The 25,850-nt window shown below is 57.8% G+C and carries 26 protein-coding genes; 23 read left to right on the top strand and 3 right to left on the bottom strand.

Annotated features, from left to right (window positions below):
* Nucleotides 1-7: 7 nt before the first annotated feature.
* The 11 genes from livH (at nt 8) to ACUTSW_RS18855 (ending at nt 11,277) form a co-directional block, all read left to right on the top strand.
* Complete coding sequence (gene livH / locus ACUTSW_RS18905) at nt 8-934, top strand: high-affinity branched-chain amino acid ABC transporter permease LivH (RefSeq protein WP_004950984.1); 927 nt, start codon at nt 8-10, stop codon at nt 932-934.
* Nucleotides 931-2,202, top strand: a complete 1,272-nt coding sequence (locus ACUTSW_RS18900) for a high-affinity branched-chain amino acid ABC transporter permease LivM (RefSeq protein ID WP_004950987.1) — start codon at nt 931-933, stop codon at nt 2,200-2,202. The genes livH and ACUTSW_RS18900 overlap by 4 nt, the downstream gene beginning before the upstream one ends.
* Nucleotides 2,199-2,966, top strand: coding sequence for a high-affinity branched-chain amino acid ABC transporter ATP-binding protein LivG (livG, locus tag ACUTSW_RS18895; protein WP_004950989.1), 768 nt, complete (start codon nt 2,199-2,201; stop codon nt 2,964-2,966). The genes ACUTSW_RS18900 and livG overlap by 4 nt, the downstream gene beginning before the upstream one ends.
* A gap of 2 nt (nt 2,967-2,968) precedes the next feature.
* The gene (gene livF / locus ACUTSW_RS18890) at nt 2,969-3,670 is read left to right on the top strand and encodes a high-affinity branched-chain amino acid ABC transporter ATP-binding protein LivF (RefSeq protein ID WP_004950991.1); all 702 of its coding nucleotides are present in this window, start codon (nt 2,969-2,971) and stop codon (nt 3,668-3,670) included.
* Between the two features lie 134 nt (nt 3,671-3,804).
* Nucleotides 3,805-4,992, top strand: coding sequence for an aminotransferase-like domain-containing protein (locus ACUTSW_RS18885; RefSeq protein WP_445585080.1), 1,188 nt, complete (start codon nt 3,805-3,807; stop codon nt 4,990-4,992).
* A gap of 190 nt (nt 4,993-5,182) precedes the next feature.
* A complete protein-coding gene (gene ugpB / locus ACUTSW_RS18880; RefSeq protein WP_445585079.1) occupies nt 5,183-6,502 on the top strand; it encodes a sn-glycerol-3-phosphate ABC transporter substrate-binding protein UgpB in 1,320 nt (439 codons plus the stop codon).
* Between the two features lie 149 nt (nt 6,503-6,651).
* A complete protein-coding gene (ugpA, locus tag ACUTSW_RS18875; protein ID WP_004950999.1) occupies nt 6,652-7,539 on the top strand; it encodes a sn-glycerol-3-phosphate ABC transporter permease UgpA in 888 nt (295 codons plus the stop codon).
* Nucleotides 7,536-8,381: a sn-glycerol-3-phosphate ABC transporter permease UgpE gene (gene ugpE / locus ACUTSW_RS18870; RefSeq protein ID WP_006323078.1), complete on the top strand. Its 846-nt coding sequence runs from the start codon at nt 7,536-7,538 to the stop codon at nt 8,379-8,381. The genes ugpA and ugpE overlap by 4 nt, the downstream gene beginning before the upstream one ends.
* A 16-nt stretch (nt 8,382-8,397) precedes the next feature.
* Entirely contained in the window at nt 8,398-9,474 is a 1,077-nt protein-coding gene (locus tag ACUTSW_RS18865) for a sn-glycerol-3-phosphate import ATP-binding protein UgpC (RefSeq protein WP_445585078.1), read from the top strand.
* The gene (gene ugpQ, locus ACUTSW_RS18860; protein WP_004951006.1) at nt 9,471-10,217 is read left to right on the top strand and encodes a glycerophosphodiester phosphodiesterase; all 747 of its coding nucleotides are present in this window, start codon (nt 9,471-9,473) and stop codon (nt 10,215-10,217) included. The genes ACUTSW_RS18865 and ugpQ overlap by 4 nt, the downstream gene beginning before the upstream one ends.
* Before the next feature lie 103 nt (nt 10,218-10,320).
* Nucleotides 10,321-11,277, top strand: coding sequence for an AEC family transporter (locus tag ACUTSW_RS18855; protein WP_445585077.1), 957 nt, complete (start codon nt 10,321-10,323; stop codon nt 11,275-11,277).
* On the opposite strand, the gene ACUTSW_RS18850 is transcribed toward ACUTSW_RS18855, so the two are convergent.
* Nucleotides 11,258-11,587, bottom strand: a complete 330-nt coding sequence (locus ACUTSW_RS18850) for a hypothetical protein (RefSeq protein ID WP_062869238.1) — start codon at nt 11,585-11,587, stop codon at nt 11,258-11,260. The two genes, ACUTSW_RS18855 and ACUTSW_RS18850, sit on opposite strands and share 20 nt — an antisense overlap.
* Nucleotides 11,588-11,739: 152 nt before the next feature.
* Here ACUTSW_RS18850 and ACUTSW_RS18845 point away from each other — a divergent pair, with 152 nt between their 5' ends.
* Entirely contained in the window at nt 11,740-12,600 is an 861-nt protein-coding gene (locus ACUTSW_RS18845) for a carboxylate/amino acid/amine transporter (RefSeq protein WP_004951012.1), read from the top strand.
* Between the two features lie 36 nt (nt 12,601-12,636).
* Here ACUTSW_RS18845 and metR read toward each other — a convergent pair whose 3' ends face one another.
* A complete protein-coding gene (gene metR / locus ACUTSW_RS18840; protein WP_004951014.1) occupies nt 12,637-13,587 on the bottom strand; it encodes an HTH-type transcriptional regulator MetR in 951 nt (316 codons plus the stop codon).
* Between the two features lie 105 nt (nt 13,588-13,692).
* Here metR and metE point away from each other — a divergent pair, with 105 nt between their 5' ends.
* On the top strand, nt 13,693-15,969 hold the full coding sequence (gene metE, locus ACUTSW_RS18835; protein ID WP_445585076.1) for a 5-methyltetrahydropteroyltriglutamate--homocysteine S-methyltransferase: 2,277 nt from the start codon (nt 13,693-13,695) through the stop codon (nt 15,967-15,969).
* A gap of 132 nt (nt 15,970-16,101) precedes the next feature.
* Here metE and ACUTSW_RS18830 read toward each other — a convergent pair whose 3' ends face one another.
* Nucleotides 16,102-16,938 carry a dienelactone hydrolase family protein gene (locus ACUTSW_RS18830; protein WP_004951018.1) on the bottom strand — a complete coding sequence of 279 codons (837 nt, stop codon included), beginning with the start codon at nt 16,936-16,938 and terminating at the stop codon, nt 16,102-16,104.
* A gap of 509 nt (nt 16,939-17,447) precedes the next feature.
* Between ACUTSW_RS18830 and udp the strand changes: the two genes are divergently transcribed.
* The 10 genes from udp to tatC all read left to right on the top strand — a co-directional run bounded on the left by udp (nt 17,448) and on the right by tatC (nt 25,654).
* Complete coding sequence (gene udp, locus ACUTSW_RS18825) at nt 17,448-18,209, top strand: uridine phosphorylase (protein WP_004951021.1); 762 nt, start codon at nt 17,448-17,450, stop codon at nt 18,207-18,209.
* A 210-nt stretch (nt 18,210-18,419) separates the two neighbouring features.
* Nucleotides 18,420-18,563, top strand: a complete 144-nt coding sequence (locus tag ACUTSW_RS18820; protein WP_445585075.1) for a hypothetical protein — start codon at nt 18,420-18,422, stop codon at nt 18,561-18,563.
* A gap of 96 nt (nt 18,564-18,659) precedes the next feature.
* Complete coding sequence (locus ACUTSW_RS18815; RefSeq protein WP_037432064.1) at nt 18,660-19,190, top strand: DedA family protein; 531 nt, start codon at nt 18,660-18,662, stop codon at nt 19,188-19,190.
* Nucleotides 19,191-19,321: 131 nt separating this feature from the next.
* Nucleotides 19,322-20,869: a DNA recombination protein RmuC gene (gene rmuC / locus ACUTSW_RS18810; RefSeq protein WP_445585074.1), complete on the top strand. Its 1,548-nt coding sequence runs from the start codon at nt 19,322-19,324 to the stop codon at nt 20,867-20,869.
* Nucleotides 20,870-20,948: 79 nt separating this feature from the next.
* Nucleotides 20,949-21,704, top strand: coding sequence for a bifunctional demethylmenaquinone methyltransferase/2-methoxy-6-polyprenyl-1,4-benzoquinol methylase UbiE (gene ubiE / locus ACUTSW_RS18805; RefSeq protein ID WP_445585073.1), 756 nt, complete (start codon nt 20,949-20,951; stop codon nt 21,702-21,704).
* Nucleotides 21,705-21,717: 13 nt separating this feature from the next.
* Nucleotides 21,718-22,326, top strand: a complete 609-nt coding sequence (gene ubiJ, locus ACUTSW_RS18800) for a ubiquinone biosynthesis protein UbiJ (RefSeq protein WP_062869752.1) — start codon at nt 21,718-21,720, stop codon at nt 22,324-22,326.
* Nucleotides 22,323-23,954, top strand: coding sequence for a ubiquinone biosynthesis regulatory protein kinase UbiB (gene ubiB, locus ACUTSW_RS18795; protein WP_445585072.1), 1,632 nt, complete (start codon nt 22,323-22,325; stop codon nt 23,952-23,954). Before ubiJ ends, ubiB begins: the two co-directional genes overlap by 4 nt.
* An 80-nt stretch (nt 23,955-24,034) precedes the next feature.
* Nucleotides 24,035-24,298: a Sec-independent protein translocase subunit TatA gene (gene tatA / locus ACUTSW_RS18790; RefSeq protein WP_006323098.1), complete on the top strand. Its 264-nt coding sequence runs from the start codon at nt 24,035-24,037 to the stop codon at nt 24,296-24,298.
* Between the two features lie 3 nt (nt 24,299-24,301).
* Nucleotides 24,302-24,880 (top strand): Sec-independent protein translocase protein TatB, encoded by a 579-nt coding sequence (gene tatB, locus ACUTSW_RS18785; RefSeq protein ID WP_062790056.1) that lies wholly within the window; start codon nt 24,302-24,304, stop codon nt 24,878-24,880.
* A gap of 3 nt (nt 24,881-24,883) precedes the next feature.
* The gene (gene tatC / locus ACUTSW_RS18780; protein WP_004951035.1) at nt 24,884-25,654 is read left to right on the top strand and encodes a Sec-independent protein translocase subunit TatC; all 771 of its coding nucleotides are present in this window, start codon (nt 24,884-24,886) and stop codon (nt 25,652-25,654) included.
* Nucleotides 25,655-25,850: the final 196 nt, after the last annotated feature.

The following is a 25,850-nucleotide window of genomic DNA, read 5'->3' as shown; positions in this document are numbered from 1 at the left end:
TTCGAGTATGTCAGAGCAGGTTCTCTATTTTCTGCAGCAGATGTTCAACGGCGTCACGTTGGGCAGCACCTATGCATTGATCGCCATCGGTTACACCATGGTCTACGGCATTATCGGCATGATCAACTTCGCCCACGGCGAGGTGTATATGATCGGCAGCTATGTCTCCTTTATTGTTATCGCCGCCCTGATGATGCTTGGCATCGATGTCGGCTGGCTGCTGATTGGCGCCGCGTTTTTGGTGTCGATCGTGATCGCCAGCGCCTACGGCTGGAGCATCGAGCGGGTGGCCTACAAGCCGGTGCGCAACTCCAAGCGCCTGATAGCGCTGATTTCCGCCATCGGCATGTCGATATTCCTGCAAAACTACGTCAGCCTGACGCAGGGCTCGCGCGATCTGGCGTTGCCAAGCCTGGTAACCGGCCAGTGGGTGCTGGGTGAAAGCAATGGCTTCGCCGCTACCATCAGTACCATGCAGCTGATTATCTGGGTCGTCACCTTCCTGGCGATGCTGGCGTTGACGCTGTTTATCCGTTATTCCCGCATGGGCCGTGCTTGCCGCGCCTGCGCGGAAGATTTGAAGATGGCCAGCTTGCTGGGCATCAATACCGACCGGGTGATTTCACTGACCTTCGTGATCGGCGCCGTGATGGCGGCGGTGGCCGGCGTGCTGTTGGGTCAGTTTTATGGCGTAATCAACCCGTACATCGGCTTTATGGCCGGCATGAAAGCCTTTACTGCGGCGGTGCTGGGCGGTATCGGCAGCATTCCCGGCGCGATGATCGGCGGCCTGGTGCTGGGGGTGGCAGAAGCGCTGACCTCGGCCTACCTGAGCACCGAATATAAGGACGTGGTGTCCTTCGCGCTGCTGATCGTGGTGTTGCTGATCATGCCAACCGGCATTCTTGGGCGCCCGGAGGTTGAGAAGGTATGAAACTCAATCTGCTTAACGCGCTGATAGCCTCGGTAGTGTTGTTTGTCATGGCGTCGTTCCTGATGGGGATGCAACTGAGCCTGGACGGTACCAAGCTGGTTGTCCACGGTGCGGCGGAAGTGCGCTGGATGTGGATCGGCATCGGCTGCGTCATCGTTTTCTTCTTCCAACTGTTGCGCCCGCTGATGCAGCAGGGGCTGAAAAAACTCTCCGGCCCCTCTTTTGTATTACCGAGCTTTGACGGCACCACCCCACGCCAGAAACTGCTGGCGGCGGCGATTATTGTTGCCGCGATCGCCTGGCCATTTCTGGTGTCGCGCGGTACGGTGGATATCGCCACCCTGACGTTGATCTACGTGATGCTCGGTCTGGGCCTGAACGTGGTGGTTGGGCTGTCCGGCCTGCTGGTACTGGGCTACGGCGGCTTCTACGCCATCGGCGCCTATACCTACGCGTTGCTGAATCACTATTACGGCCTCGGCTTCTGGGAAAGCCTGCCGCTGGCGGGCATCGTCACCGCCATCTTCGGTTTCCTGCTCGGTTTCCCGGTGCTGCGTTTGCGCGGTGATTATCTGGCGATTGTGACGCTGGGCTTCGGCGAGATCGTGCGTATCTTGTTGTTGAACAACACCGAGATCACCGGCGGGCCGAACGGTATCAGCCAGATCCCGAAACCGACCTTTTTCGGGCTGGAGTTCAACCGCAGCGCGCGTGACGGCGGTTGGGATACCTTCCATAACTTCTTTGGCCTGAAATACGATCCGAGCGATCGCATCGTGTTCCTGTATCTGGTGGCGCTGCTGCTGGTGGTGCTGACGCTGTTTGTGATCAATCGCCTGCTGCGCATGCCATTGGGCCGTGCCTGGGAAGCGCTGCGTGAAGATGAAATCGCTTGTCGCTCGCTGGGCCTGAGCCCGACCAAAATCAAACTGACCGCTTTTACCATCAGCGCCGCCTTCGCCGGTTTTGCCGGCACGCTGTTCGCCGCACGCCAGGGCTTCGTGAGCCCGGAGTCCTTCACCTTCGTCGAGTCGGCCTTCGTGCTGGCGATTGTGGTGTTGGGCGGCATGGGGTCGCAGTTCGCGGTGATCCTGGCGGCTATCCTGCTGGTGGTGTCGCGCGAGATGATGCGTGATCTGAACGAATACAGCATGCTGCTGCTCGGTGCGTTGATGGTGTTGATGATGATTTGGCGGCCGCAAGGGTTGCTGCCGATGAAGCGCCCGCAACTGAAGTTGAAAACGGCCGGCAAGGAGGAACAGGCATGAGCTCGCAACCTCTGTTGAAAGTTGAAGGGCTGTCGATGCGTTTCGGCGGCTTGCTGGCGGTGAATAATGTGGCGCTGGAGCTGAACGAAGGCGAAATTGTTTCGCTGATCGGCCCGAACGGCGCGGGAAAAACCACGGTATTTAATTGCCTGACCGGCTTCTACCGCCCCACTGGCGGCACCATCAAACTGCGCGATCGCCATCTGGAAGGGTTGCCTGGTCAGACGATTGCCCGCATGGGCGTGGTGCGCACTTTCCAGCATGTGCGGCTGTTCCGCGAAATGACGGTGATTGAGAACCTGCTGGTCGCCCAGCATCAGCACCTGAAAAGCGGCGTATTCGCCGGGCTGCTGAAAACCCCGGCCTTCCGCCGCGCCGAAGCCGATGCGCTGGAACGAGCCTCCGTGTGGCTGCAACGCGTTGGGCTGCTTGAGATGGCTAACCGTTCGGCGGGCAATCTGGCCTACGGCCAGCAGCGGCGGCTTGAGATTGCGCGCTGCATGGTGACCCGCCCCGAGCTGCTGATGCTGGACGAACCCGCGGCCGGCCTGAACCCGAAGGAAACCGACGAGCTGGACCACTTGATCGTCGAGCTGCGCAACCAGCATAAAGTGTCGGTGTTGCTGATCGAGCACGACATGAAGCTGGTGATGGGCATTTCCGATCGTATCTACGTGGTGAATCAGGGCACGCCGTTGGCGCAGGGCACCCCGGCAGAAATTCGTAACAACCCGGACGTTATCCGGGCCTATCTGGGCGAATAATTATGTTGTCATTTAATCAGGTTTCCGCCCATTACGGCAAAATCCAGGCGCTGCATCAGGTTAGCCTGAACATCAAGCAGGGCGAGATAGTCACCCTGATCGGCGCCAACGGTGCCGGTAAAACCACGCTGCTCGGCACGCTGTGCGGTGAGCCGCGCGCCACCGAAGGCAGCGTTACCTTCCTCGATCAAGACATTACCCAGTGGCAGACCTCGCGCATTATGCGTGAGGCGGTGGCGATAGTGCCGGAAGGGCGTCGGGTGTTCTCGCGCATGACGGTGGAAGAGAATCTGGCGATGGGCGGCTTTTTTGCCGATCGTCATCAGTACCAGCAGCGTATAGAGCGGGTGTTCGGCCTGTTCCCGCGCCTGCTGGAACGCCGCAACCAGCGCTCCGGCACCATGTCCGGCGGTGAACAGCAGATGCTGGCGATCGGCCGCGCGCTGATGAGCCAGCCGAAGCTGTTGTTGCTCGACGAGCCGTCCCTCGGGTTGGCGCCGATCATCATCCAGCAGATTTTCGACATTATTCAGCAGCTGCGTGAAGAGGGCATGACCATCTTCCTGGTGGAGCAAAACGCCAATCAGGCGCTGAAATTGGCGGATCGCGGTTATGTACTGGAAAACGGGCGCGTGGTGTTGGAAGATACGGGAGCCGCATTGTTAGCAAACGAAGCAGTAAGGTCGGCGTATCTGGGCGGCTAAATACCCGTCGTCTTTCAGGCTACAGCGTTGTTGGCTGCACTCACTTCCCTGTGGGGGCGAATAGGGGGGCCCGAGTCACTTGGTCGCCGCGTACCTTGCCCCTACAAAATTTATAACGATTACGAGAATAAGAAATGAAGACAGAAGGGTTACTCGCGCAGCGCATCGTCAACGTAAAAAGCTCGGCAATCCGTGAATTGCTCAAGCACAGTAAGATGGAAAACGTCATTTCGCTGGCGGGCGGCATCCCCTCTGATGCCCTGTTTGATTTCGAAGGGCTGAGCATTGCCACCCATCAGGCGATCACCGAACAGCCGAAAAGCGCCTTCCAGTATGGCCTGACCGAAGGCAGCCCGTTGCTGCGCGAACGCATTTGCGAGCTGTGCGCCGAGCGCGGCGTTATAGCCACGGCAGACGAAGTGATGGTGACCGCCGGTTCCCAGCAGGCGCTGGATCTGGTGATGCGCGCTATCGTCAATCCAGGCGACGTGTTTGTGGTGGAGCGTCCGACCTATCTGGCGGCGCTGCAGACGCTGGAACTGGCGGAAGCCAACATCATGTCGGTGTCATCCGACAGCGACGGCATGGTGGTTGAAGAGCTTGCCGAGCTGCTGAAAACCCAGCGCATCAAGGGCGTGTACGTAGTGCCGAACTTTGGCAACCCCAGCGGCCTCACGCTGAGCGCACCGCGCCGCGAACTGCTGGTGAAACTGGCGGCAGAGCACAACTTCCTGATTATCGAAGATGATCCGTACGGCGAACTGCGCTTTACCGAAGAGCGCAATGCCACGTTGCATCAGGTTTCGCAGCGGGTGCTGGGCCATACCGATAACATTATCTACACCTCGACCTTCTCCAAGATCCTGGCGCCGGGCTTGCGCCTGGGCTGGGCTATTCTGCCTGAGTTCCTGCTGCATAAAGTGGCGATCATCAAGCAGGCGGCGGATCTGCACGCCAGCGCGCTGTCGCAGAGCATCGTCGAATGTTACCTGGGCCTGGATCGTCTGCCGGGGCAGATCGAAAAGATCCGCGCCGCTTACAAGCAAAAGGGCGAGATCCTGGCTGCGCTGGTGGAGAAAGAGCTGGGTGATCACATCACCTTTGATATGCCGAAGGGGGGGATGTTCCTGTGGGCGCGTTTCCGCCAACCGTTCAACGCCACCGAATGGCTGAAAACGACCCTGCAACAGGGCGTGGTGTTCGTGCCGGGGGAATATTTCTTCTCCGATAACCCGGATCGTTCAACCTTCCGCCTGTCGTTCGCCACCGCCACTGAGCAACAGATGCAAGAAGCGGTCGCCCGCCTGCGTCGTTCCCTGTAATCCCCGCGGCGGCGGGGGAAATTTCCTCGTCGCCGACATCAAACCGCAACCTGCACTTCACCTTTTAGTCACATGGCTGTCATCTGACGGTTATTTTTCTGTCATCCGAGCATGGCATGTTAGCTTCCGAACAAAAAACTGATTCTTTTCGCTCACGCGCTTATTACACCAGCTTTTTCAGGAGTTAGGCATGCTCACCTACGCTATTCGCAAAACTACGCTGTGCGTCGCGTTGACCCTGGCGGTCAGCACTCAGGCACTGGCGGCGACCGAGATCCCGTTCTGGCATTCGATGGAAGGTGAACTGGGGAAAGAAGTGGACTCCCTGGCGGACCGCTTTAACCAGTCGCACAGCGACGTCAAAATCGTTCCGGTTTATAAAGGCAACTACGAACAGAGCCTGGCGGCGGGCATTGCGGCTTACCGCTCCGGCAAGGCGCCGGCGATTTTGCAAGTTTACGAAGTGGGCACCGCCACCATGATGGCGAGCAAAGCGATCAAACCGGTGTATCAGGTGTTTAAAGACGCCGGCATCAACTTTGACGAATCGGTGTTCGTGCCGACGGTGGCCGGTTACTACACCGACAACAAGAGCGGCCATCTGCTGTCCCAGCCGTTCAACAGCTCCACCCCGGTGCTGTATTACAACAAAGATGCCTTCAAAAAAGCCGGCCTGAACCCGGATCAGCCGCCAAAAACCTGGCAAGAGCTGGCGGCGAACACCGCCAAACTGCGTGAGGCCGGCATGAAGTGCGGCTACGCCAGCGGCTGGCAGGGCTGGATCCAACTCGAGAACTTCAGCGCCTGGCACGGTGTGCCGTTCGCTACCGAAAACAACGGTTTCGGCGGTGCGAATGCCAAGCTGGAGTTCAACAAAGCGTTGCAGGTCAAGCATATCCAACTGCTGGCGGACATGAACAAGAAGGGGGATTTCACCTATTTCGGTCGTAAGGACGAATCGACCGAGAAGTTCTACAGCGGTGACTGCGCCATCACTACCGCCTCTTCCGGTTCGCTGGCGGACATCAAACACTATGCCAAATTCAACTACGGCGTGGGTATGATGCCTTACGACGCCGACGCCAAGAATGCGCCGCAGAATGCCATCATCGGCGGTGCCAGCCTGTGGGTGATGAACGGCAAAGATACCGCCACCTACAAGGGCGTAGCCGAGTTCCTGCAATATCTGGCGCAGCCGGAAATTGCCGCCGAATGGCATCAGAAAACCGGTTACCTGCCCATTACCACCGCCGCGTACGATCTGACCAAGCAACAGGGCTTCTATGACAAGAACCCGGGTGCCGACGTTGCGACGCGTCAGATGCTGAACAAGCCGCCGTTGCCGTTCACCAAGGGCCTGCGCCTGGGCAATATGCCGCAGATCCGCAGCGTGGTGGATGAAGAACTGGAAGGCGTGTGGACCGGCAAGAAAACGCCACAGCAGGCGCTGGACGCTGCCGTACAACGCGGTGATGTGTTGCTGCGTCGCTTCGAGTCCCAGACCAAGTAATAACGGTTACTGCGCTTCGCCAGTCTGGGATTGGGCAGTGCTCGCTCTCCTCATGGACTTTGTGTCCGTTCCGGGAGCCGTGCGCTGTCCGTACCCAGGCTGGCTTTGTTCGCGAGCCCACCCGTCTTTTGTCTTCATGAGTCCCTATTATGAGCTCACATCGTCCCGGTTTCGGCTGTAGCTGGCTGCCCTATGCGCTGGTGCTGCCGCAGTTGCTGATAACCGCAATATTTTTCCTGTGGCCCGCCGGCGAGGCGCTGTGGTATTCGGTCCAGAGCCTCGATCCCTTTGGCCTGTCCAGCCAGTTCGTCGGGTTGGATAACTTTAGCCAACTGTTCCAGGATCCGTACTACCTCGATTCTTTTTACACCACGCTGGTTTTCAGCTTCCTGGTGGCGGGTATCGGGCTGGTGGTGTCGCTGTTCTTCGCCGCGTTGGTGGATTACGTGCTGCGCGGCAGCCGGATTTACCAGACGCTGATGATCTTGCCCTACGCCGTGGCCCCCGCTGTGGCGGCGGTATTGTGGATCTTCTTGTTTAACCCCGGCCTGGGGCTGATCACCCATTTCCTTGGCGGACTGGGCTACAACTGGAACCACGCGCAGAACAGCGGGCAGGCGATGTTCCTGGTGGTGCTGGCTTCGGTGTGGCAGCAAATCAGCTATAACTTCCTGTTTTTCCTGGCGGCGCTGCAATCGATCCCGCGTTCGCTGGTGGAAGCGGCGGCTATCGACGGCGCCGGCCCGGTGCGGCGTTTCTTCAACCTGGTGTTGCCGTTGATCACCCCGGTGAGCTTCTTCCTGCTGGTGGTTAATCTGGTGTACGCCTTCTTCGATACTTTCCCGGTGATTGATGCCGCCACCGGCGGTGGCCCGGTACAGTCCACCACCACGCTGATCTACAAGATCTACCGCGAAGGCTTTGCCGGTCTGGATCTGTCCAGCTCAGCGGCGCAGTCGGTGATCCTGATGCTGTTGGTGATTGGCCTGACGGTGATCCAGTTCCGCTTTGTCGAACGTAAGGTGCGCTACCAATGATTGAGAACCGACGCGGGCTGGATATCTTCAGCCACGTAATGCTGATTATCGGCGTGCTGGTGGTGCTGTTCCCGCTGTACGTGGCCTTTGTCGCCGCTACGCTGGACGATAAGCAGGTGTTTCAGGTGCCGATGACCCTGATACCGGGCGGCCATCTGTGGGAAAACATCCGCAATATCTGGCAGGGCGGCGTGGGCAACCTCAAGGTGCCGTTCTCGCTGCTGCTGCTGAACAGCGTGATCATGGCGCTGGCGATTACCTTCGGCAAAATTGTGGTGTCGGTGTTGTCGGCTTACGCCATCGTGTATTTCCGTTTCCCGTTGCGCAGCCTGTTTTTCTGGCTGATTTTCCTCACCCTGATGCTGCCGGTAGAAGTGCGTATTTTCCCGACGGTGGAGGTGATCTCCACCCTGAACCTGCTGGACAGCTACACCGGTCTGACGTTGCCGCTGATGGCCTCGGCGACCGCGACCTTCCTGCTGCGCCAGTTCTTCATGACGCTGCCGGATGAGTTGCTGGAGGCCGCGCGCATCGATGGTGCCGGGCCGATGCGCTTTTTCTGGGACATCGTGCTGCCGCTGTCGAAAACCAATCTGGCGGCGCTGTTTGTCATCACCTTTATCTACGGCTGGAACCAGTACCTGTGGCCGATCCTGATCACCAGCGACGCCTCGATGGGGACCGCGGTGGCGGGCATCAAGAGCATGATCTCCACCTCCGGCGCGCCGACCCAGTGGAATCAGGTAATGGCGGCGATGATTCTGACCTTAATTCCACCGCTGACGGTGGTTCTTCTGATGCAGCGCTGGTTTGTGCGCGGTCTCGTCGACAGCGAGAAGTAACGAGAGAAATGTCCACATGGCAGGTTTAAAACTACAGGCAGTCACCAAATCCTACGACGGTAAAACGCCGGTGATTAAGCAAATCGATCTCGACGTGGCGGACGGCGAGTTTATCGTGATGGTCGGCCCTTCAGGCTGCGGAAAATCGACGCTGCTGCGCATGGTGGCCGGGCTGGAACGCACCACCAGCGGCGATATCTATATCGACAGCCAGCGCGTGACGGATATGGAACCGAAAGATCGCGGCATCGCGATGGTGTTTCAGAACTACGCACTGTATCCGCATATGAGCGTGTACGACAACATGGCCTATGGCCTGAAAATTCGCGGTTTCGGCAAACAGCATATCCAGCAGCGGGTGGAAGAAGCCGCGCGCATTCTGGAGCTGGAGCCGCTGTTGCAGCGCAAACCGCGCGAGCTTTCCGGCGGGCAACGCCAGCGGGTGGCGATGGGGCGCGCCATCGTGCGTGAACCGGCGGTATTCCTGTTCGATGAACCTTTGTCCAACCTGGATGCCAAGCTGCGCGTGCAGATGCGCCTGGAATTGCAGCAGCTGCATCGCCGGCTGAAAACCACCAGCCTGTACGTCACGCACGATCAGGTTGAAGCGATGACGTTGGCGCAGCGGGTGATTGTGATGAACAAGGGCGTAGCGGAACAGATTGGCACCCCGAGCGAGGTTTACCAGCGCCCGGCGTCGCTGTTTGTCGCCAGCTTTATCGGCTCTCCGGCGATGAACCTGCTGCCCGGCACGTTGAGCGCCGACGGCAGCCAACTGTTGCTGGCCGGCGGGATGACGCTGAATTTACCTCAGGCCAAAACACAGTGGGGCGGTCGCTCGTTGACGCTCGGCATCCGTCCGGAGCATATTCAGCTGACCAGCCTTGAACAAGGCGGCGTGCCGCTGGAGCTGCAAACGCTGGAATTGCTGGGCGCAGATAATCTGGCGCACGGGCAATGGGGCGGCCACGGCGTAATTGCGCGGTTGTCGCATGAAACTATGCCGACGGCGGGCAGCACGCTATATTTGCAACTGCCTGCACAGGCGCTGCACTTTTTTGATTCAAACAGCGGATTACGGATGGAACAATGACCACAGCCTGGCCTTATCCTCATATCGTCGCCCACCGCGGCGGCGGTTCCCTGGCACCGGAAAATACCCTGGCGGCGATCGACGTTGGCGCGCGACACGGCCACAAAATGATTGAGTTCGACGTCAAGTTGGCGCAGGACGGACAGATCTTTTTGTTGCATGACGATACTCTCGATCGCACCAGCGACGGTTGGGGCGTGGCGGGTGAATTGCCCTGGGACAAACTGGTGCAGCTGGATGCCGGCAACTGGTACAACTCCGCCTACAAGGGCGAGCGTCTGCCGTTGTTGTTGGAGGTCGCAGAGCGCTGCCGGCAGCACGGCATGATGGCGAATATCGAAATCAAACCCACCACCGGCACTGACGATGAAACCGGCCGCGTGGTGGCGCTGGCAGCACGGCTGTTGTGGCAAGGCCAGACCGAACCGCTGCTTTCTTCGTTCTCGGTTGAAGCGCTTGAGGCGGCACAGCGTACGGTGCCGGACCTGCCGCGCGGCCTGTTGCTGGATGAATGGGATGACAACTGGCAGGCGCTGACAGAGCGGTTGGGCTGCGTGTCGTTGCATATCAACCACAAAGAGCTGACCGCTGAGCGGGTCGCGGCGCTGAAGGCGGCCGGCCTGCGCATTCTGGTGTATACCGTTAACCAGCCGGCGCGTGCGCGCCTGTTGTTGAACTGGGGCGTTGACTGTATTTGTACCGACCGGATAGATTTGATCGGCCCGGATTTTCCCAACGAATAATCTCCGTTGCTACGGGCGCAGTCTGCTGCGCCCGTGAATTCGCCGGCGCCTGTTGATTCTTGCGACGTCAGCCCCTTGCCGCCGCGCTAACGGAAGGGATGTGATGTCTGTTTTTATTGTTTCTCTGTGGCACCAGATAGCGCTGTCTTTGCCGCTATTTGTGCTGATCGTGCTGGGGTATGGCCTTATCCGCTGGGGTAAGTGGCCGGCCACCATCACCGACGGTTTGACCCGTTTCGTCTTCTCCCTGGCGCTGCCCGCCATGTTATTTCGCATGATGTGCGATTTCTCGCAACGCCCGGCGGTGGATGCCCGCTTGCTGATCGCTTTTTTCGGCAGTTGCCTGATCGTGTTCGTGATGGGCCGCATCACCGCGCGCCGGGTGTTTAAACTGGATGGGGTATCCGGTTCGGTGTTCGCGCTGGGGGGGATTTTCTCCAATAACGTGATGCTGGGCCTGCCGATCGCCAGCGTGATGCTGGGTGAGGCGGCGATCCCTTCGGTTGCCCTGGTGCTGGTATTCAACGGGCTGATCCTCTGGACGCTGGTAACCATCTCGATCGAATGGGCGCGCAACGGCTCGCCCACCCTGCACGGCTTTATCAAAACCGCGCGCAGTGTGCTCACCAATCCCCTGATCATCGGCATTCTCTCCGGCACACTGTTCAGCCTGACCGGGTTGCCGTTGCCGACGTTTGTCGATCAGCCGGTCAGTATGCTTGGCCAAGTGGCGGCGCCGCTGTCGCTGGTGGTGCTGGGAATGGGGTTGGCGGAATACCGTATCAGCGAGGGGTGGCAGCTGAGCAGCGCCATTTGTTTCTTCAAGCTGATCGTCCAGCCGCTGATCATCTGGCTGCTGGCCTGGATGATGGACCTGCCGCCAATGGAAACCCGTGTGGTGGTGCTGCTGGGTTCAATGGCGGTCGGGGTCAATGTTTACCTGATGTCACGCCAGTTCAACGTGCTTACCGGCCCGGCCGCCACCAGTCTGGTGATGTCCACCGCGCTGGCGGCGGTCACTACGCCGCTGATCCTCACCATTATGGGCGTGCGGGTGTAACCGGCATCTGCGTTTGCGGCACCGTCGGCGACGTGCGGTTAAACGGATTGCGCGGTTGGTTGCCGTTTGGCAGCAATTGCCCGCCGTTTGGCGCATTTCGCAGCAATTTTTGCTGATTGTCGTCGAATTGTCGCTGTTGTTGCCGGCTGCGCTGATCCAACTGCTGGTTATTCAGCATGCGTTGTTGCTGCATCTGCTGATTGCGCTGGTTAAGAAACTGCTGTTGCGAACTGAGCTCGGTTACGCCATTGGCCGCGGTTGCCAGCCCGGACAGCAACAGCAGGCCGTACAGAATGTGATAACTCTTCATGATATTTATCCTCGCTTTTAATTAAGCCTAACCCACCGGTGAAAAATTGCCGAAAAGTTTATATTTTGCACAGCTGTAAACCGCCTTTTCATCACGCGGCATTTCGCCTTCCGTTACAATCGCCTTTTCTGATTGTTTAGGGTGAACCCGACGTGCTGCTTCTGGTGATTACTACCGTCTTATGGGCGTTCTCTTTCAGCCTGATTGGCGAATATCTGGCGGGCCAGGTCGACAGCTGGTTCTCGGTGCTGATGCGTATCGGGCTGGCGGCGTTGGTCTTCCTGCCTTTCCTGCGCTGGCGCAATATCAAACCGAAAGTGATCCTGATGTACATGCTGGTGGGTGCCTGCCAACTGGGCATCATGTACCTGTTCAGCTTCCGTGCCTACATGTACCTGACGGTACCGGAATTCCTGCTGTTTACCGTGCTTACGCCGCTGTACGTCACGCTGATTTACGACCTGATCAGCGGTCAACGCCTGCGTTGGGCCTACGTGTTCAGCGCGTTGCTGGCGGTACTGGGTGCGGCGATCATCCGTTACCATCAATTGAGCGAGCATTTCTGGTGGGGGCTGTTGCTGGTGCAGGCGGCGAATATCAGCTTCGCCATCGGCATGGTCGGTTACAAGCGCCTGATGGAAGTGCACCCGCTGCCGCAACATACGGCGTTTTCCTGGTTCTACCTCGGAGCCTTGGTGGTCGCGGTGGTCGCCTGGTGCCTGTGGGGTAACCCGCAACAGTTGCCGACCACTAACCTGCAATGGGGCATTCTGGTGTGGCTGGGCGTGGTGGCTTCCGGGCTGGGCTATTTCATGTGGAACTACGGTGCAACGCAGGTGGATGCCGGGACGCTCGGCATCATGAATAACATGCACGTGCCCGCCGGGTTGCTGGTGAATTTGGCTATCTGGCAGCAGCAACCGCACTGGCCGAGTTTTATTATCGGCGGGGCGGTGATTGTCGCTTCGCTGTGGGTGCACCGCCGCTGGGTGGCGCCAAAGCCGACTAATTGAGACCACGGGCTACCCAAGCGCAGGCAGCCCGCAAAATCAGGCTTGTGAAGACAGCGGCTTGATGCTGGCGGCGAGGGTGCCCGGGCGCGCAGCGTCGCGTACGAATGGCAGGTGATTGCAGGCGTGTTGACGCGCTGAGCGGATAAAGGCTTCGGTCACCGCCTGGCGCTGCTCGCCGTCGCGTACCGCGGCATACAGGCGGCTCCACAGGCCATCGCCCAGGGTTTTTGTCACCACCAGCCCCTGGCGTTCGAAACTTTCGACTACCCAATGCGGCAGCGCCGCAATCCCCATCCGTGCCGACACCATCTGGATCAGCAGCAAGGTGTTATCGACGTTTTTCAGCGCCGGGCTGACGCCGGCCGGTTGCAGGAAATTCCGCCATATATCCAGCCGTTGGCGTTGCACCGGATAAATCATCAGCGTCTCATCGCTCAAATCTTCCGGCTCAATCTGCAGTTTGCCGGCCAGCGGGTGATCCGGCGCCAGCACCAGACGCACCTCGAAATCAAACATCGGCGAATAGTGCAGGCCGCTGCGCGGCAAAATGTCTGAGGTCAGCACCAGATCCAATTCCCCCTGCTGCAGTGCCGGTTGCGGATCAAAAGTGACGCCGGACTTAAAGTCCATCACCACCTGCGGGAAGCTCTGGCGGAAGTTGTCCAACGCGGGCGTCAGCCACTGAATGCAACTGTGGCATTCGATGGCGATGCGCAGCGTGGCCTGATGCGGTTCGTGGCACGCCTGCAACGCCTGCTGGATTTGCGGCAGTACTTGTTCTGCCAGCTGTAACAGGATTTCTCCCTGCACGGTAAAGCGCAGCGGTTGGCTTTTTCGAACGAACAGTTTGAAGCCCAGACGCTGCTCCAGATCGCTGAACTGATGCGACAGGGCCGATTGCGTCTGATGGAGTTGGGCCGCGGCGGCCGCCAGAGAGCCGGTGTTGCGCAGAGCCTGCAGCGTCCGTAAGTGTTTCAGTTCGATCATGAGAGTCCTTCACAGTGACAGTGAATAAATTGCGCTTGTGGTTAATACAGTACCTGCGGATTATGGATGTGTAAACATCTGGACGGCTAAATGGGGAATATGACGATGGCAATTCTAAATCACACACTGGGTTTTCCACGCGTTGGGCTGCGACGTGAACTGAAAAAAGCTCAGGAAAGTTACTGGGCAGGCAATTCAACGCAGGAAGAACTGCTGGCGGTTGGCCGCGAGCTGCGCGCTCGCCATTGGCAACAGCAACAGCAGGCCGGGGTGGATTTGGTGCCGGTCGGCGATTTCGCCTGGTACGACCATGTTTTGACCACCAGCTTGCTGCTGGGTAACGTGCCGGCACGTCATCAAAATGCGGATGGCTCAATCGATTTGGACCAGCTGTTCCGTCTGGGCCGTGGCCGCGCACCGACCGGTGAACCGGCGGCGGCGGCAGAAATGACCAAGTGGTTTAACACCAACTACCACTACATGGTGCCTGAATTCCAGAAGGGCCAGCAGTTCAAACTGGGTTGGACTCAATTGCTGGATGAAGTTGACGAAGCGCTGGCGCTGGGCCACAACATCAAGCCTGTGCTGCTGGGGCCGGTCACTTACCTGTGGTTGGGCAAAGTGAAGGGCGAGCAGTTTGATCGACTGTCGTTGCTGAAGGACATTCTGCCGGTTTACCGGCAGGTTCTGGCCGAACTGGCGAAGCGCGGCGTAGAGTGGGTGCAGATCGACGAACCTGCACTGGTGCTGGAGCTGCCGCAGGCATGGCTCGACGCTTTCAAACCGGCTTACGACGCGTTGCAGGGCCAGGTAAAACTGCTGTTGACCACCTATTTCGACAGCGTTGGTCACAACCTCGATACTATCCGCGCATTGCCGGTACAGGGTCTGCATGTCGATCTGGTGGCCGGTCACGACGATATCGCCGTATTGCACGAGGCATTGCCAAAAGAGTGGCTGCTGTCGCTGGGCGTCATCAATGGCCGTAACGTCTGGCGTGCCGACCTGAGCAGTTGGTTCGACCGCCTGCAACCGCTGGTTAACAGCCGTCCACTGTGGATTGGCACCTCTTGTTCCTTGCTGCACAGCCCCATCGATCTGAGCGTGGAAACCCGCCTGGATGAAGAAGTGAAGAGCTGGTTCGCCTTCGCTCTGCAAAAATGTGCCGAAGTGGCTTTGCTAAGCGCAGCGCTGAACGCGCCAGGGGCAGAAAAGCAGGCAGAACTGGACGCATACAGCGCGCCAATCCGCGCTCGTCGTCAGTCCAGCCGCGTACATAATGCGCAGGTAGGCCAACGCCTGGCCGCCATTACCGCACAAGACAGCGAGCGCCAGAGCCCTTACGTTCAGCGCGCTCAGGCGCAGCGCGATCGCTTCAACCTGCCGGCCTGGCCGACCACCACTATCGGCTCATTCCCGCAGACCACCGAAATCCGCGGCCTGCGCCTGGATTTCAAACAGGGGCGTCTGGATGGCAACAATTACCGAACCAGCATTAGCGAGCACATCAAACAGGCGATCGTTGAACAAGAACGTCTGGGTCTGGACGTGCTGGTGCACGGCGAAGCCGAGCGTAATGACATGGTGGAATACTTCGGCGAGAACCTCGACGGCTTCGTCTTCACCCAAAATGGCTGGGTACAGAGCTACGGTTCCCGCTGCGTAAAACCGCCGGTCATTATTGGCGACATCAGCCGTCCTGAAGCCATTACCGTGGAGTGGGCGAAGTATGCACAATCGCTGACCGACAAGCCGGTAAAAGGCATGTTGACCGGGCCGGTGACCATCCTTTGCTGGTCGTTCCCGCGCGAGGACGTAACCCGTGAAGTGATCGCCAGGCAGATCGCCCTGGCGCTGCGCGACGAAGTGGAAGATCTGGAAAAAGCCGGTATCGGCATCATCCAGATTGACGAACCGGCATTGCGTGAAGGGTTGCCGCTGCGTCAATCCGACTGGGCCGCTTATCTGGACTGGGCAGTGGATGCCTTCAAACTGAATGCCGCCGTGGCGCAGGACGATACGCAGATCCACACTCACATGTGTTACTGCGAATTCAACGACATCATGGATTCCATCGCGGCGCTGGATGCCGACGTGATCACCATCGAAACCTCGCGTTCCGATATGGATCTGCTGGAAGCCTTCAAAGAGTTCGAGTATCCAAACGAAATTGGCCCTGGCGTGTACGACATCCACTCGCCAAACGTGCCAAGCGTGGAATGGATCGAAGCGCTGCTGCGTAAAGCGGCGCAGAACATCCCGGCGGAACGCCTGTGGGTTAACCCGGATTGCGGTCTGAAAACCCGTGGCTGGCCGGAAACCCGTCAGTCGCTGGCCAACATGGTGTTGGCGGCTCAGCGCCTGCGCGAGCAGCAAGCCTGACCGGAGTGCGTTGCCCGGCCATTGATGCCGGCGTGCAATCAATAAGGTTCTGGTGTGATTATTTTGGGCGCTTCGGCGCCCTTTTTTACATTGCAGGCGGCCGCCGGTGAAGGCAAGCCGTGAGGGGAGAGGTTATTTGACGCCGACCACGCCGTGTTGAGCGAACCATGCCAGCATGCGTTGCCAGCCGTCCGTCGCCGCTTCGGCATCGTAACTTGGGCGATAATCGGCATTGAAAGCATGACCCGCTTCGGGGTAGACCACGATCTCGGCATCGGCGTTAGCTGCGCGAATCGCCTGGCGCATGGTCTCCACCGTTTCCAGTGGAATTCCGCTGTCCTGGCCGCCGTATAATCCCAGCACCGGCGCAGACAGCTGCGTAGCCACATCGACCGGGTGTTTTGGCGAGTTCAGCGTTTTTTCGCCCACTAACTTGCCGTACCAGGCTACCGCTGCCTTCAGTTGCGGGTTATGCGCGGCATACAGCCAGGTAATACGGCCGCCCCAGCAAAAACCGGTAATCGCCAGCTTGCCGGCGTCGCCGCCGTGGCGGCTGGCCCAATGGGCTGCGTGGTCGAGATCGGCCAGCACCTGACGGTCCGGCACCTTGCTCACCAGCTTTTGCAAGATGTCGCCAATCTCCTGGTAATCTTTGGCATCGCCCTGTCGGAAGTACAACTCTGGCGCTATCGCCAGGTAGCCCTGTTTCGCCAGGCGGCGGCACAGATCCTGAATATGCTCGTGAACGCCAAAAATCTCTTGTACCACCAGCACCACGGGGAAGGGGCCGTTGTGGTTCGCTGGTTTGGCAATATAGGCCGGCAGGTTGTCACCCTGCGAGGGAATGGTGGTTTCCCCGGCATGAATGCCCTGTTCGTCGGTAAATACAGTAGAAGCGGCCAACGGCGTTACGGCCGGGGCGAATCCCCCCTGAGCCTGTTTTAATGTCATCACATGGTCGGTTTTCATTGCGGTCTCCGTGCAATAGAAAAAAGCGCTGAGAATAACTATAGGAAAGATTACCCGTTATTGGCACCCGGTTGAGCATTTTCGGTCAAGTCTGTAAAAAACGATTAATTATCTGGCTTTAGTGCATTTTTGTTATCTTTTTATCAGGATATTGCGCATTTTGGCCTGCATTAGCGCCATAAGGTACGTTAGCCCCATTTTTTGTTGCTAAGTCGCCGATAAAATAAGGCTATTTTTCGGTGGCGACATAAGTGGCCTCGTGGTGGGAAAGGGGGCCTGTCACCAAGAGGAAAGGCGGTAAACGGCGGGCTGTTTTGTCGGCTAGACTTGTGGCAAGTGCGGCGTTTACAGCGCCTTTGGGTTATTTAATGTGACTTATGTCACAAAAATTATGTAGATTGATCTTTGTTTCTTTATTCATGGTGATGGCCATCACGAAATTGGATGGCGATTTTCAGTAGAGTACTTTTTTGTTCCTCCCAATAAACATGATCTATGAGGAGTCTCGTATGTCTCAATCTGATGTTTTTCATCTCGGCCTCACTAAAAACGATTTACAAGGGGCCCAGCTTGCCATCGTTCCGGGCGATCCGCAGCGCGTAGAGAAAATTGCCAAGCTGATGGAAAACCCGGTGCACCTGGCTTCCCATCGTGAATTTACTACCTGGCGCGCAGAGCTGGACGGCAAGGCGGTGATCGTCTGCTCCACCGGCATCGGCGGCCCGTCTACCTCGATCGCCGTTGAAGAATTGGCGCAACTGGGGATCCGTACCTTCCTGCGTATCGGCACCACCGGGGCTATTCAGTCGAACATCAACGTCGGCGACGTGCTGGTCACTACCGCGGCGGTTCGCCTTGACGGCGCCAGCCTGCACTTTGCGCCGATGGAATTCCCGGCCGTGGCCGACTTTGCCTGCACCACCGCACTGGTCGAGGCCGCCAAGGCCAGCGGCGCCACCACGCATATTGGCGTGACCGCGTCTTCTGATACCTTCTATCCGGGCCAGGAACGTTACGATACCTATTCCGGCCGCGTCGTCAGCCGCTTTAAGGGCTCGATGGCAGAATGGCAGGCGATGGGCGTGATGAACTATGAAATGGAATCCGCCACTCTGCTGACCATGTGCGCAAGCCAGGGCCTGCGTGCCGGTATGGTTGCCGGCGTGATCGTCAACCGCACCCAGCAGGAAATTCCAAACGCAGAAACCATGAAAAACACCGAAAGCAAAGCGGTGCAGATCGTGGTTGAAGCGGCGCGCCGCCTGCTGTAATCGCCTTCCTCCCTTCAACGGGCCGCCAACGCGGTCCGTTTTTCCATTCAGCCCTAATCTGTTACGGTGATACCCGTCGTCTTTCAAACTGCGGTTGGCAGCAACGTGAAAGCCAGGGTGTATCTAGCTATCAGCGCCCCCTTTTTACCTGTTGATTTCGGCTTTGCTGCCCAGGCGGCGATTTTTTAGACAATAACGGCGAGGACGTCTATGGCAGCCCAGATTCTGCTTCTTCCTTCACAAACTCTGCCTGATGGCGGCATTAACGTCCGCGATCAATACGGTTTACCGGCCGCTGGTTGGAAGCGCAATCCGGCCTGGGTCGACGTCAGCGCGAAGTGCAACTGGCGTTAACCTCGAGTAAACCGCTACGCGTTTAGCCGGAGTTTAACCTGCCCCGGCCGGCATTGCGTATCCTTGGCACAGGAAACCTCGTATCAGGAGCCCGTATTGAGCCTCAACGACATTATCAACTGGGTCAGCGATGCCGTGCGTCAGCACGAAGGCTGGGCCATCCCCATTATTTTCTTCCTGGCATTCGGCGAATCGCTGGCGTTCTTGTCCCTGCTGTTGCCGGCCACGGTTATCCTGCTGGCGTTGGGCGCGTTGATTGGCGAGAGCGGTATCGCTTTTTGGCCTATCTGGGCCGCCGCCGCCATAGGGGCATTTTTTGGCGACTGGCTTTCTTACTGGATCGGTTACCACTATCAAGACCGTGTGGCGCACATGTGGCCGTTATCGCGTAATCCGCAGTTGCTGGACCGCGGCCATGCGTTTTTTGAACGCTGGGGCGTGCTGGGCATTTTTATCGGCCGCTTCTTCGGGCCGCTGCGCGCGGTGGTGCCGCTGGTCGGCGGTATCTGCGGCATGCCCCAACGTTACTTCCAACTGGCGAATATCACTTCAGCGATGATCTGGGCGTTCGGCATTCTTGCGCCGGGAGCCTTTGGCATCAAGTGGTTAACCCAGTGGTTTGGCTAGTTTTTGCCTGACTTGCGCGGCGTTTCGCAATATTGCGTTGCCGGTGCAAAATCAGACTGGACATCCATACAGCATCCCCTTAACGTGACGGGCAACGGGCGCATAAACGGCAAGGCGTAACAGGAGGCAGGGTGGATACCAGTTTGGTTTACGGTGTGGGCGGGGTAGTGGTCGGCATACTGTTGGGGTGGTTGATCGCCAGCCTGCGCATGCAGCAGGCCCATGCGCAGCATGAAACCGAGCTGCGGCTGCTGGAACAGTCGTTGCAGCAGGCACAGCAGGAAACGGCGGCCCGGCAGGACGTTCTGCAACGCAATGAACAGCAAATGCGGCAAACCGATTTGGAACTGCGCAATTTGCACAGCCAATTGGCGGCCGGGCACGAAAAGCTGCAACAACTCAATCACTGGCGCACCGAATGCGAACTGCTTAATCAGGAGCTGCGCGCCCAGCGTGAGGTCAACAGCGCTCAGGAAGCCGAACTGCGGGAAGTGACCATCCGTCTGGAAGAGACCCGCATGGCGGCGGAAGAGAAGCAGCGTTTGCTGATCAACAGCGAACAACGGCTCACCACCCAGTTTGAAAACCTGGCCAACCGCATCTTCGAACACAGCGGGCGCAAGGTGAACGAACAGAACCAGCAAAGCCTGGATCGCCTGCTGCTGCCGTTGCGCGAACAACTGGACGGTTTCCGCCGTCAGGTGCAGGACAGCTTTGGCCAGGAAGCCCGCGAACGCCATACCCTGACCCATGAAATACGTAACCTTCAGCAACTCAACGCGCAGATGGCACGTGAGGCGATTAACCTGACCAAGGCGCTGAAAGGTGACAATAAAACCCAGGGCAATTGGGGCGAGGTGGTGCTGAGTCGGGTGCTGGAGGCCTCGGGTTTGCGCGAGGGGCACGAGTATGAAACTCAGGTTAATGTGCGGCTGGATCATCAGAGCCGTATGCAGCCTGACGTTATTGTGCGTCTGCCGCAGGGCAAGGATGTCGTGATCGATGCGAAAATGTCGCTGGTCGCCTACGAACGTTATTTCAACAGTGAAGACGACGCGGAACGCGAGGCGGCGCTTAGCGAGCATATCGCCTCGTTGCGCGGCCATATCCGCTTGCTGGGGCGCAAAGATTATCAACAGTTGCCCGGCCTGCGTTCACTGGACTATGTGTTGATGTTTATTCCGGTGGAGCCGGCTTTCCTGCTGGCCATCGACCGGGAGCCGGAATTGATAAGCGAAGCGCTTAAACACAATATTATGCTGGTCAGCCCGACCACGCTGTTGGTGGCGCTTCGCACCATCACCAACCTGTGGCGCTATGAGCACCAGAGCCAGAATGCTCAGCGCATTGCCGACCGGGCGGCACGGCTGTATGACAAGATGCGGCTGTTTGTCGACGACATGTCGGCGCTGGGGCAGAGCCTGGACAAGGCCCAGGGGAGTTATCGCCTGGCGATGAACAAACTGAGCGAAGGCCGTGGTAATCTTATCGGCCAAACCGAAGGGTTCCGCGCGCTGGGGGTTGAGGTGAAACGACCGATCAATCCGTTGCTGGCACAGCAAGCCGGCGCGCAGCATTATGATGAAGATGAGGCAGCGGATGACGATGACGTCAGCGCGTTGCCGCAGGCGGAAGACGATGATTCCGCCGAAGAACCACGCTCCGCTTCGCAGGCATGACAGCCGCCTTGAGGTGGGGTATTCCGTGGGGTTCTGGTACACTCGACCACACAAAATTGACTGAATAGCAGGCAGGACAATGGCAGATCAATCGCAGGAAACCACAGATTTCGGTTTTCGCACCGTAGCTAGAGACGAAAAACAGGCCATGGTGGCAGACGTTTTTCATTCGGTAGCGGCAAAGTATGACGTGATGAACGACCTGATGTCGTTTGGCATCCACCGTATCTGGAAGCAGTTTACCATTGACTGCAGCGGCGTGCGCCGTGGGCAGCGCGTACTGGATCTGGCCGGCGGCACCGGCGATCTGGCCGCCAAGTTCTCCCGCATGGTCGGTGAGCAAGGGCAGGTAGTGCTGGCGGACATTAACGACTCCATGCTGAAGATGGGCCGCGAGAAGCTGCGCGATCGCGGCATTATCGGCAACATCAGCTATGTGCAGGCTAATGCCGAAGCGCTGCCGTTCCCGGATAACTATTTTGATTGCATCACCATTTCCTTCGGCCTGCGCAACGTCACCGACAAAGACAAAGCGCTGCGTTCGATGTTCCGCGTGCTGAAGCCAGGCGGCCGCCTGTTGGTGCTGGAGTTCTCCAAACCGCTGCTGGCGCCGCTGAGCAAAGCCTATGATGCCTATTCGTTCCACGTGCTGCCGAAAATTGGCGAGCTGGTGGTGAAGGATCCGGAAAGCTACCGTTATCTGGCCGAGTCGATCCGTATGCATCCCGATCAGGAAACGCTGAAAGGTATGATGGGAGCCGCCGGTTTTGACAACGTGACCTATTTCAATCTTACAGGCGGTATTGTGGCCCTGCATCGTGGCTTCAAGTTCTGATATGGACATGCCGATGCTGCTAACCCCCTTGTTGACCGGCGCGCTGGAGACATCGCTCAATAGCCTGCTGTTCCGCGATCGCAGTATGAAGGCCGCCCGTCTGCGGTTGGCCGGGAAAATACTGCGTATTGAGTTGCAGGAGCTTGCTTCGCCGCTGGTGCTGATTTTCAGCGAACAGCGGGTGGACGTGCTTGGCCAGTCTGAAGATACCGCCGATTGCACGGTACGCAGCCGGATATCGGTGTTGTTGAAGCTGCGCGATCGTCAGCAGCTTTCGCCATTGATGCGCAGCGGCGAGTTGATCGTCGAGGGCGATATTCAGGTGGTGCAGCAACTGGTGGGGCTGCTTGATCTGGCAGAGTGGGATCCGGCGGAATGGCTGGCGCCCTATATCGGTGATATCGCCGCGCAGGGTATTACCCAGGTGCTCGGTAAAGGCGCAAGCCTGTTGAGATCGGGGTTGCAGCGTCAACAGCATTACGTGGCGGAAACCCTGACCGAAGAGTGGCGCGTGGCGCCGGGGCCGCTGGAAGTGGTGTGGTTCAACGAGGAAGTTGACGCCACCGTTCGCAGCGCCGAAGCGCTGATTGCCCGCATGGACAAGTTGGAGGGTAAACGATGACCCCTGGCGAACTACGCCGCCTGTATTTGATCGTCCGCGTTTTTCTCAGCTATGGCCTGGATGAACTGATCCCCAAGATGCGCCTGACGTTGCCGTTGCGTTTTGGCCGCCGTCTGCTGTTTTGGATGCCAAACCGCCATGCAGATAAGCCTCTGGGCGAGCGTTTGCGCCTGGCTCTGCAAGAGCTGGGGCCGGTATGGATCAAGTTCGGCCAGATGATGTCCACTCGCCGTGACCTGTTCCCGCCGCAGATTGCCGATCAACTGACCTTGCTGCAGGATCGGGTTGCGCCGTTTGACGGCGCGTTGGCGCGCAAGCATATCGAATTGGCGATGGGTGGCCCGCTGGAAACCTGGTTCGACGATTTTGACCAGCAGGCGCTGGCATCTGCATCGATAGCACAGGTGCATACTGCACGCCTGAAAACTACCGGGCAGGAAATTGTGCTGAAGGTCATTCGGCCGGATATTGGGCCTATCATCAAGGCCGATGTTCGCCTGATGTATCGTTTGGCCGGCTGGGTGCCGAAACTGATGCCGGATGGGCGTCGCTTGCGGCCGCGTGAAGTGGTGCGCGAGTACGAAAAAACCCTGCTGGACGAACTGAATCTGCTGCGTGAAGCGGCAAATGCCATCCAGCTGCGCCGTAATTTTGATGGCAGCCCGATGCTGTACGTACCGGAGGTTTACTCCGATTACTGCCGTGAAAGCGTGCTGGTGATGGAGCGCATCTACGGTATCCCGGTTTCGGATATCGCTACGCTGGAAAAACAGGGCACCAACATGAAATTGTTGGCGGAGCGTGGGGTGCAGGTGTTCTTTACCCAGGTATTTCGCGACAGCTTTTTCCATGCGGACATGCATCCCGGTAATATTTTTGTCAGCTACGATCACCCTGAAGATCCCTGTTATATCGGCATTGACTGCGGCATCGTCGGCTCGCTGAACAAAGACGACAAACGCTATCTGGCGGAAAACTTTATCGCCTTCTTCAACCGCGATTACCGCAAAGTGGCTGAGCTGCACGTCGATTCGGGCTGGGTACCGCGTGATACCAACGTAGAGGACTTCGAGTTCGCCATCCGCACCGTGTGCGAGCCGATCTTCGAGAAGCCGTTGGAGGAAATTTCGTTCGGCAACGTGCTGTTGAACCTGTTCAATACCGCACGCCGCTTCAATATGGAAGTGCAGCCGCAACTGGTGTTATTGCAGAAGACCTTGCTGTATGTTGAAGGCCTGGGGCGGCAGCTCTATCCGAAGTTGGATTTATGGACCACTGCCAAGCCGTTTCTTGAAAGTTGGATGCACGATCAGGTCGGCATACCGGCGGTGATTCGCGCTCTGAAGGAAAAAGCGCCGTTTTGGGCGGAGAAGCTGCCTGAACTGCCTGAATTATTTTACGATAGTTTGCAGCAGCATAAACGGTTGCAACAAAGCGTTGATAAGCTGACCCATCAGATGCAGGGCCAGCGCGTTCGTCAGGGGCAATCGCGTTATTTGTTCGGCGTTGGCGCTACACTGTTAGTAAGCGGTACGATTTTGCTGTTAGGGAAGGTCGAGATTTTCCCTGCGTGGCTGATGGCTGCCGGCATCGTATCCTGGGTGATTGGCTGGAAGCGAACCACCTGAATTGATTCAAAACTCTGGTAAAAACTGCCGTATAATGCGGTAGATTTTGAAAAAAACCTGTAAAAATAGAGGTAACTGCAATGGGCGGTATTAGTATTACGCAATTGTTGATCATCGCGGTGATCGTGGTGCTGCTGTTTGGTACCAAAAAACTCCGTACGCTGGGTTCCGATCTCGGCGCATCCATCAAGGGTTTTAAAAAGGCGATCGGCGACGACAATACGCCTCCGACCAACACGGCTGAGAAAAGCAGCCTGGATGACGCTGACTTCACGGCAAAGCCTATTACCGATAAGCAGCCGGAAGTGAAAACGGAAGAGTCGAAGAACAAAGAGCAGGTATAAACCGTGTTTGACATAGGGTTTAGTGAACTGTTGCTGGTTCTGGTCATTGGCCTGGTGGTACTTGGGCCAGAACGGTTGCCGGTAGCGGTTAGAACAGTTTCGGGTTGGATCCGCGCCCTCCGTTCGTTGGCGGCTTCGGTGCAGAATGAACTCTCTCAGGAACTGAAGCTGCAGGAACTGCAAGACAGCCTGAAAAAGGTTGAGAAGGCGGGCCTGCAGAATTTGTCGCCAGAGTTGAAGGCGTCAATGGATGAACTGAAAGACGCGGCGGAATCGCTGAAGCGCTCCTATCATGGCGAAGACAAAGACGAACCTGCGCACACCATTCATAACCCTCTGGTCACAGACCCGGAAGCCATTCATGACGGTGTGACCCCGGCGGAGGCTGCGACCACCGCCGCTTCACCGGCCGCCGTACCGAAACCGGTAGCGCCGGAGCCTGTCGTTGCGGCAACGCCGCAGGCAGTGCAAGCGCCGGCCGCGCAGCCGGTTAAGCAACCTGCTGCGGTGACCGTGGAGGCAACCCCAGAACCTGTTGCGGATAAAACCCCAGCGTCTCACCAACCTAGTGGCGATCGTTAAAACATGGCTGTTGAAGATACCCAACCCCTTATCAGTCATCTGATAGAACTGCGTAAGCGGTTGTTAAACTCGATTATCAGTGTGCTGGTGATCTTCCTGGTGCTGGTTTATTTCGCCAATGACATTTATCAACTGGTGTCTGCGCCACTGATCAAACAGCTGCCTGCCGGGGCGAGCATGATCGCCACCGACGTGGCGTCACCGTTCTTTACCCCCATCAAGCTGACCATGATCGTCTCGGTGTTTGTTTCTGCGCCGGTGATCCTGTATCAGGTCTGGGCCTTTATCGCCCCGGCGCTGTACAAGCATGAACGTCGCCTGATGATGCCTTTGCTGGTCTCCAGCAGCCTGCTGTTTTATCTCGGCATGGCGTTTGCCTATTTTATCGTGTTCCCGTTGGCGTTCGGTTTTTTTGCCAAGACCGCGCCGGCTGGGGTCATGATAGCCACCGACATCAATAACTACCTCGATTTTGTCATGGCGCTGTTTATGGCGTTTGGCGTGGCGTTTGAGGTGCCGGTTGCCATTATTCTGCTGTGCTGGAGTGGCGTCACTTCGCCGGAAGACCTGAAAAAGAAACGTCCTTACGTCCTGGTCGGGGCTTTTGTGGTTGGCATGTTGTTAACGCCGCCGGATGTCTTCTCGCAGACCTTGCTGGCGATTCCGATGTATCTGCTGTTTGAAGTGGGCGTGTTCTTTGCCCGGTTCTACACCGGCAAACGCCGCCCGCGACCGGAAGAAGAAGACGAGGGTGACGAACCCCCGGCGGCTTAATCTACGTTTTGTCTCTAAAGCCGCCCGATGGGCGGCTTTAGATTGATGGCAAACACCCGAAAAACGTGGTTTTCGGATGTTTGGGGTAACCCGTAAAACATAATCCTTTGTTTTTAATTGCACCAAGATCATTACTTTTAAGCGCAGAGGACTTTGTCGGCCGTATCAAGCCGCCCGATGGGCGGCTTTTGCTTTG

The sequence above is a fragment of the Serratia sp. TSA_198.1 genome (genome assembly GCF_052686505.1).
This window is presented reverse-complemented; position numbering and strand designations above follow the sequence as displayed.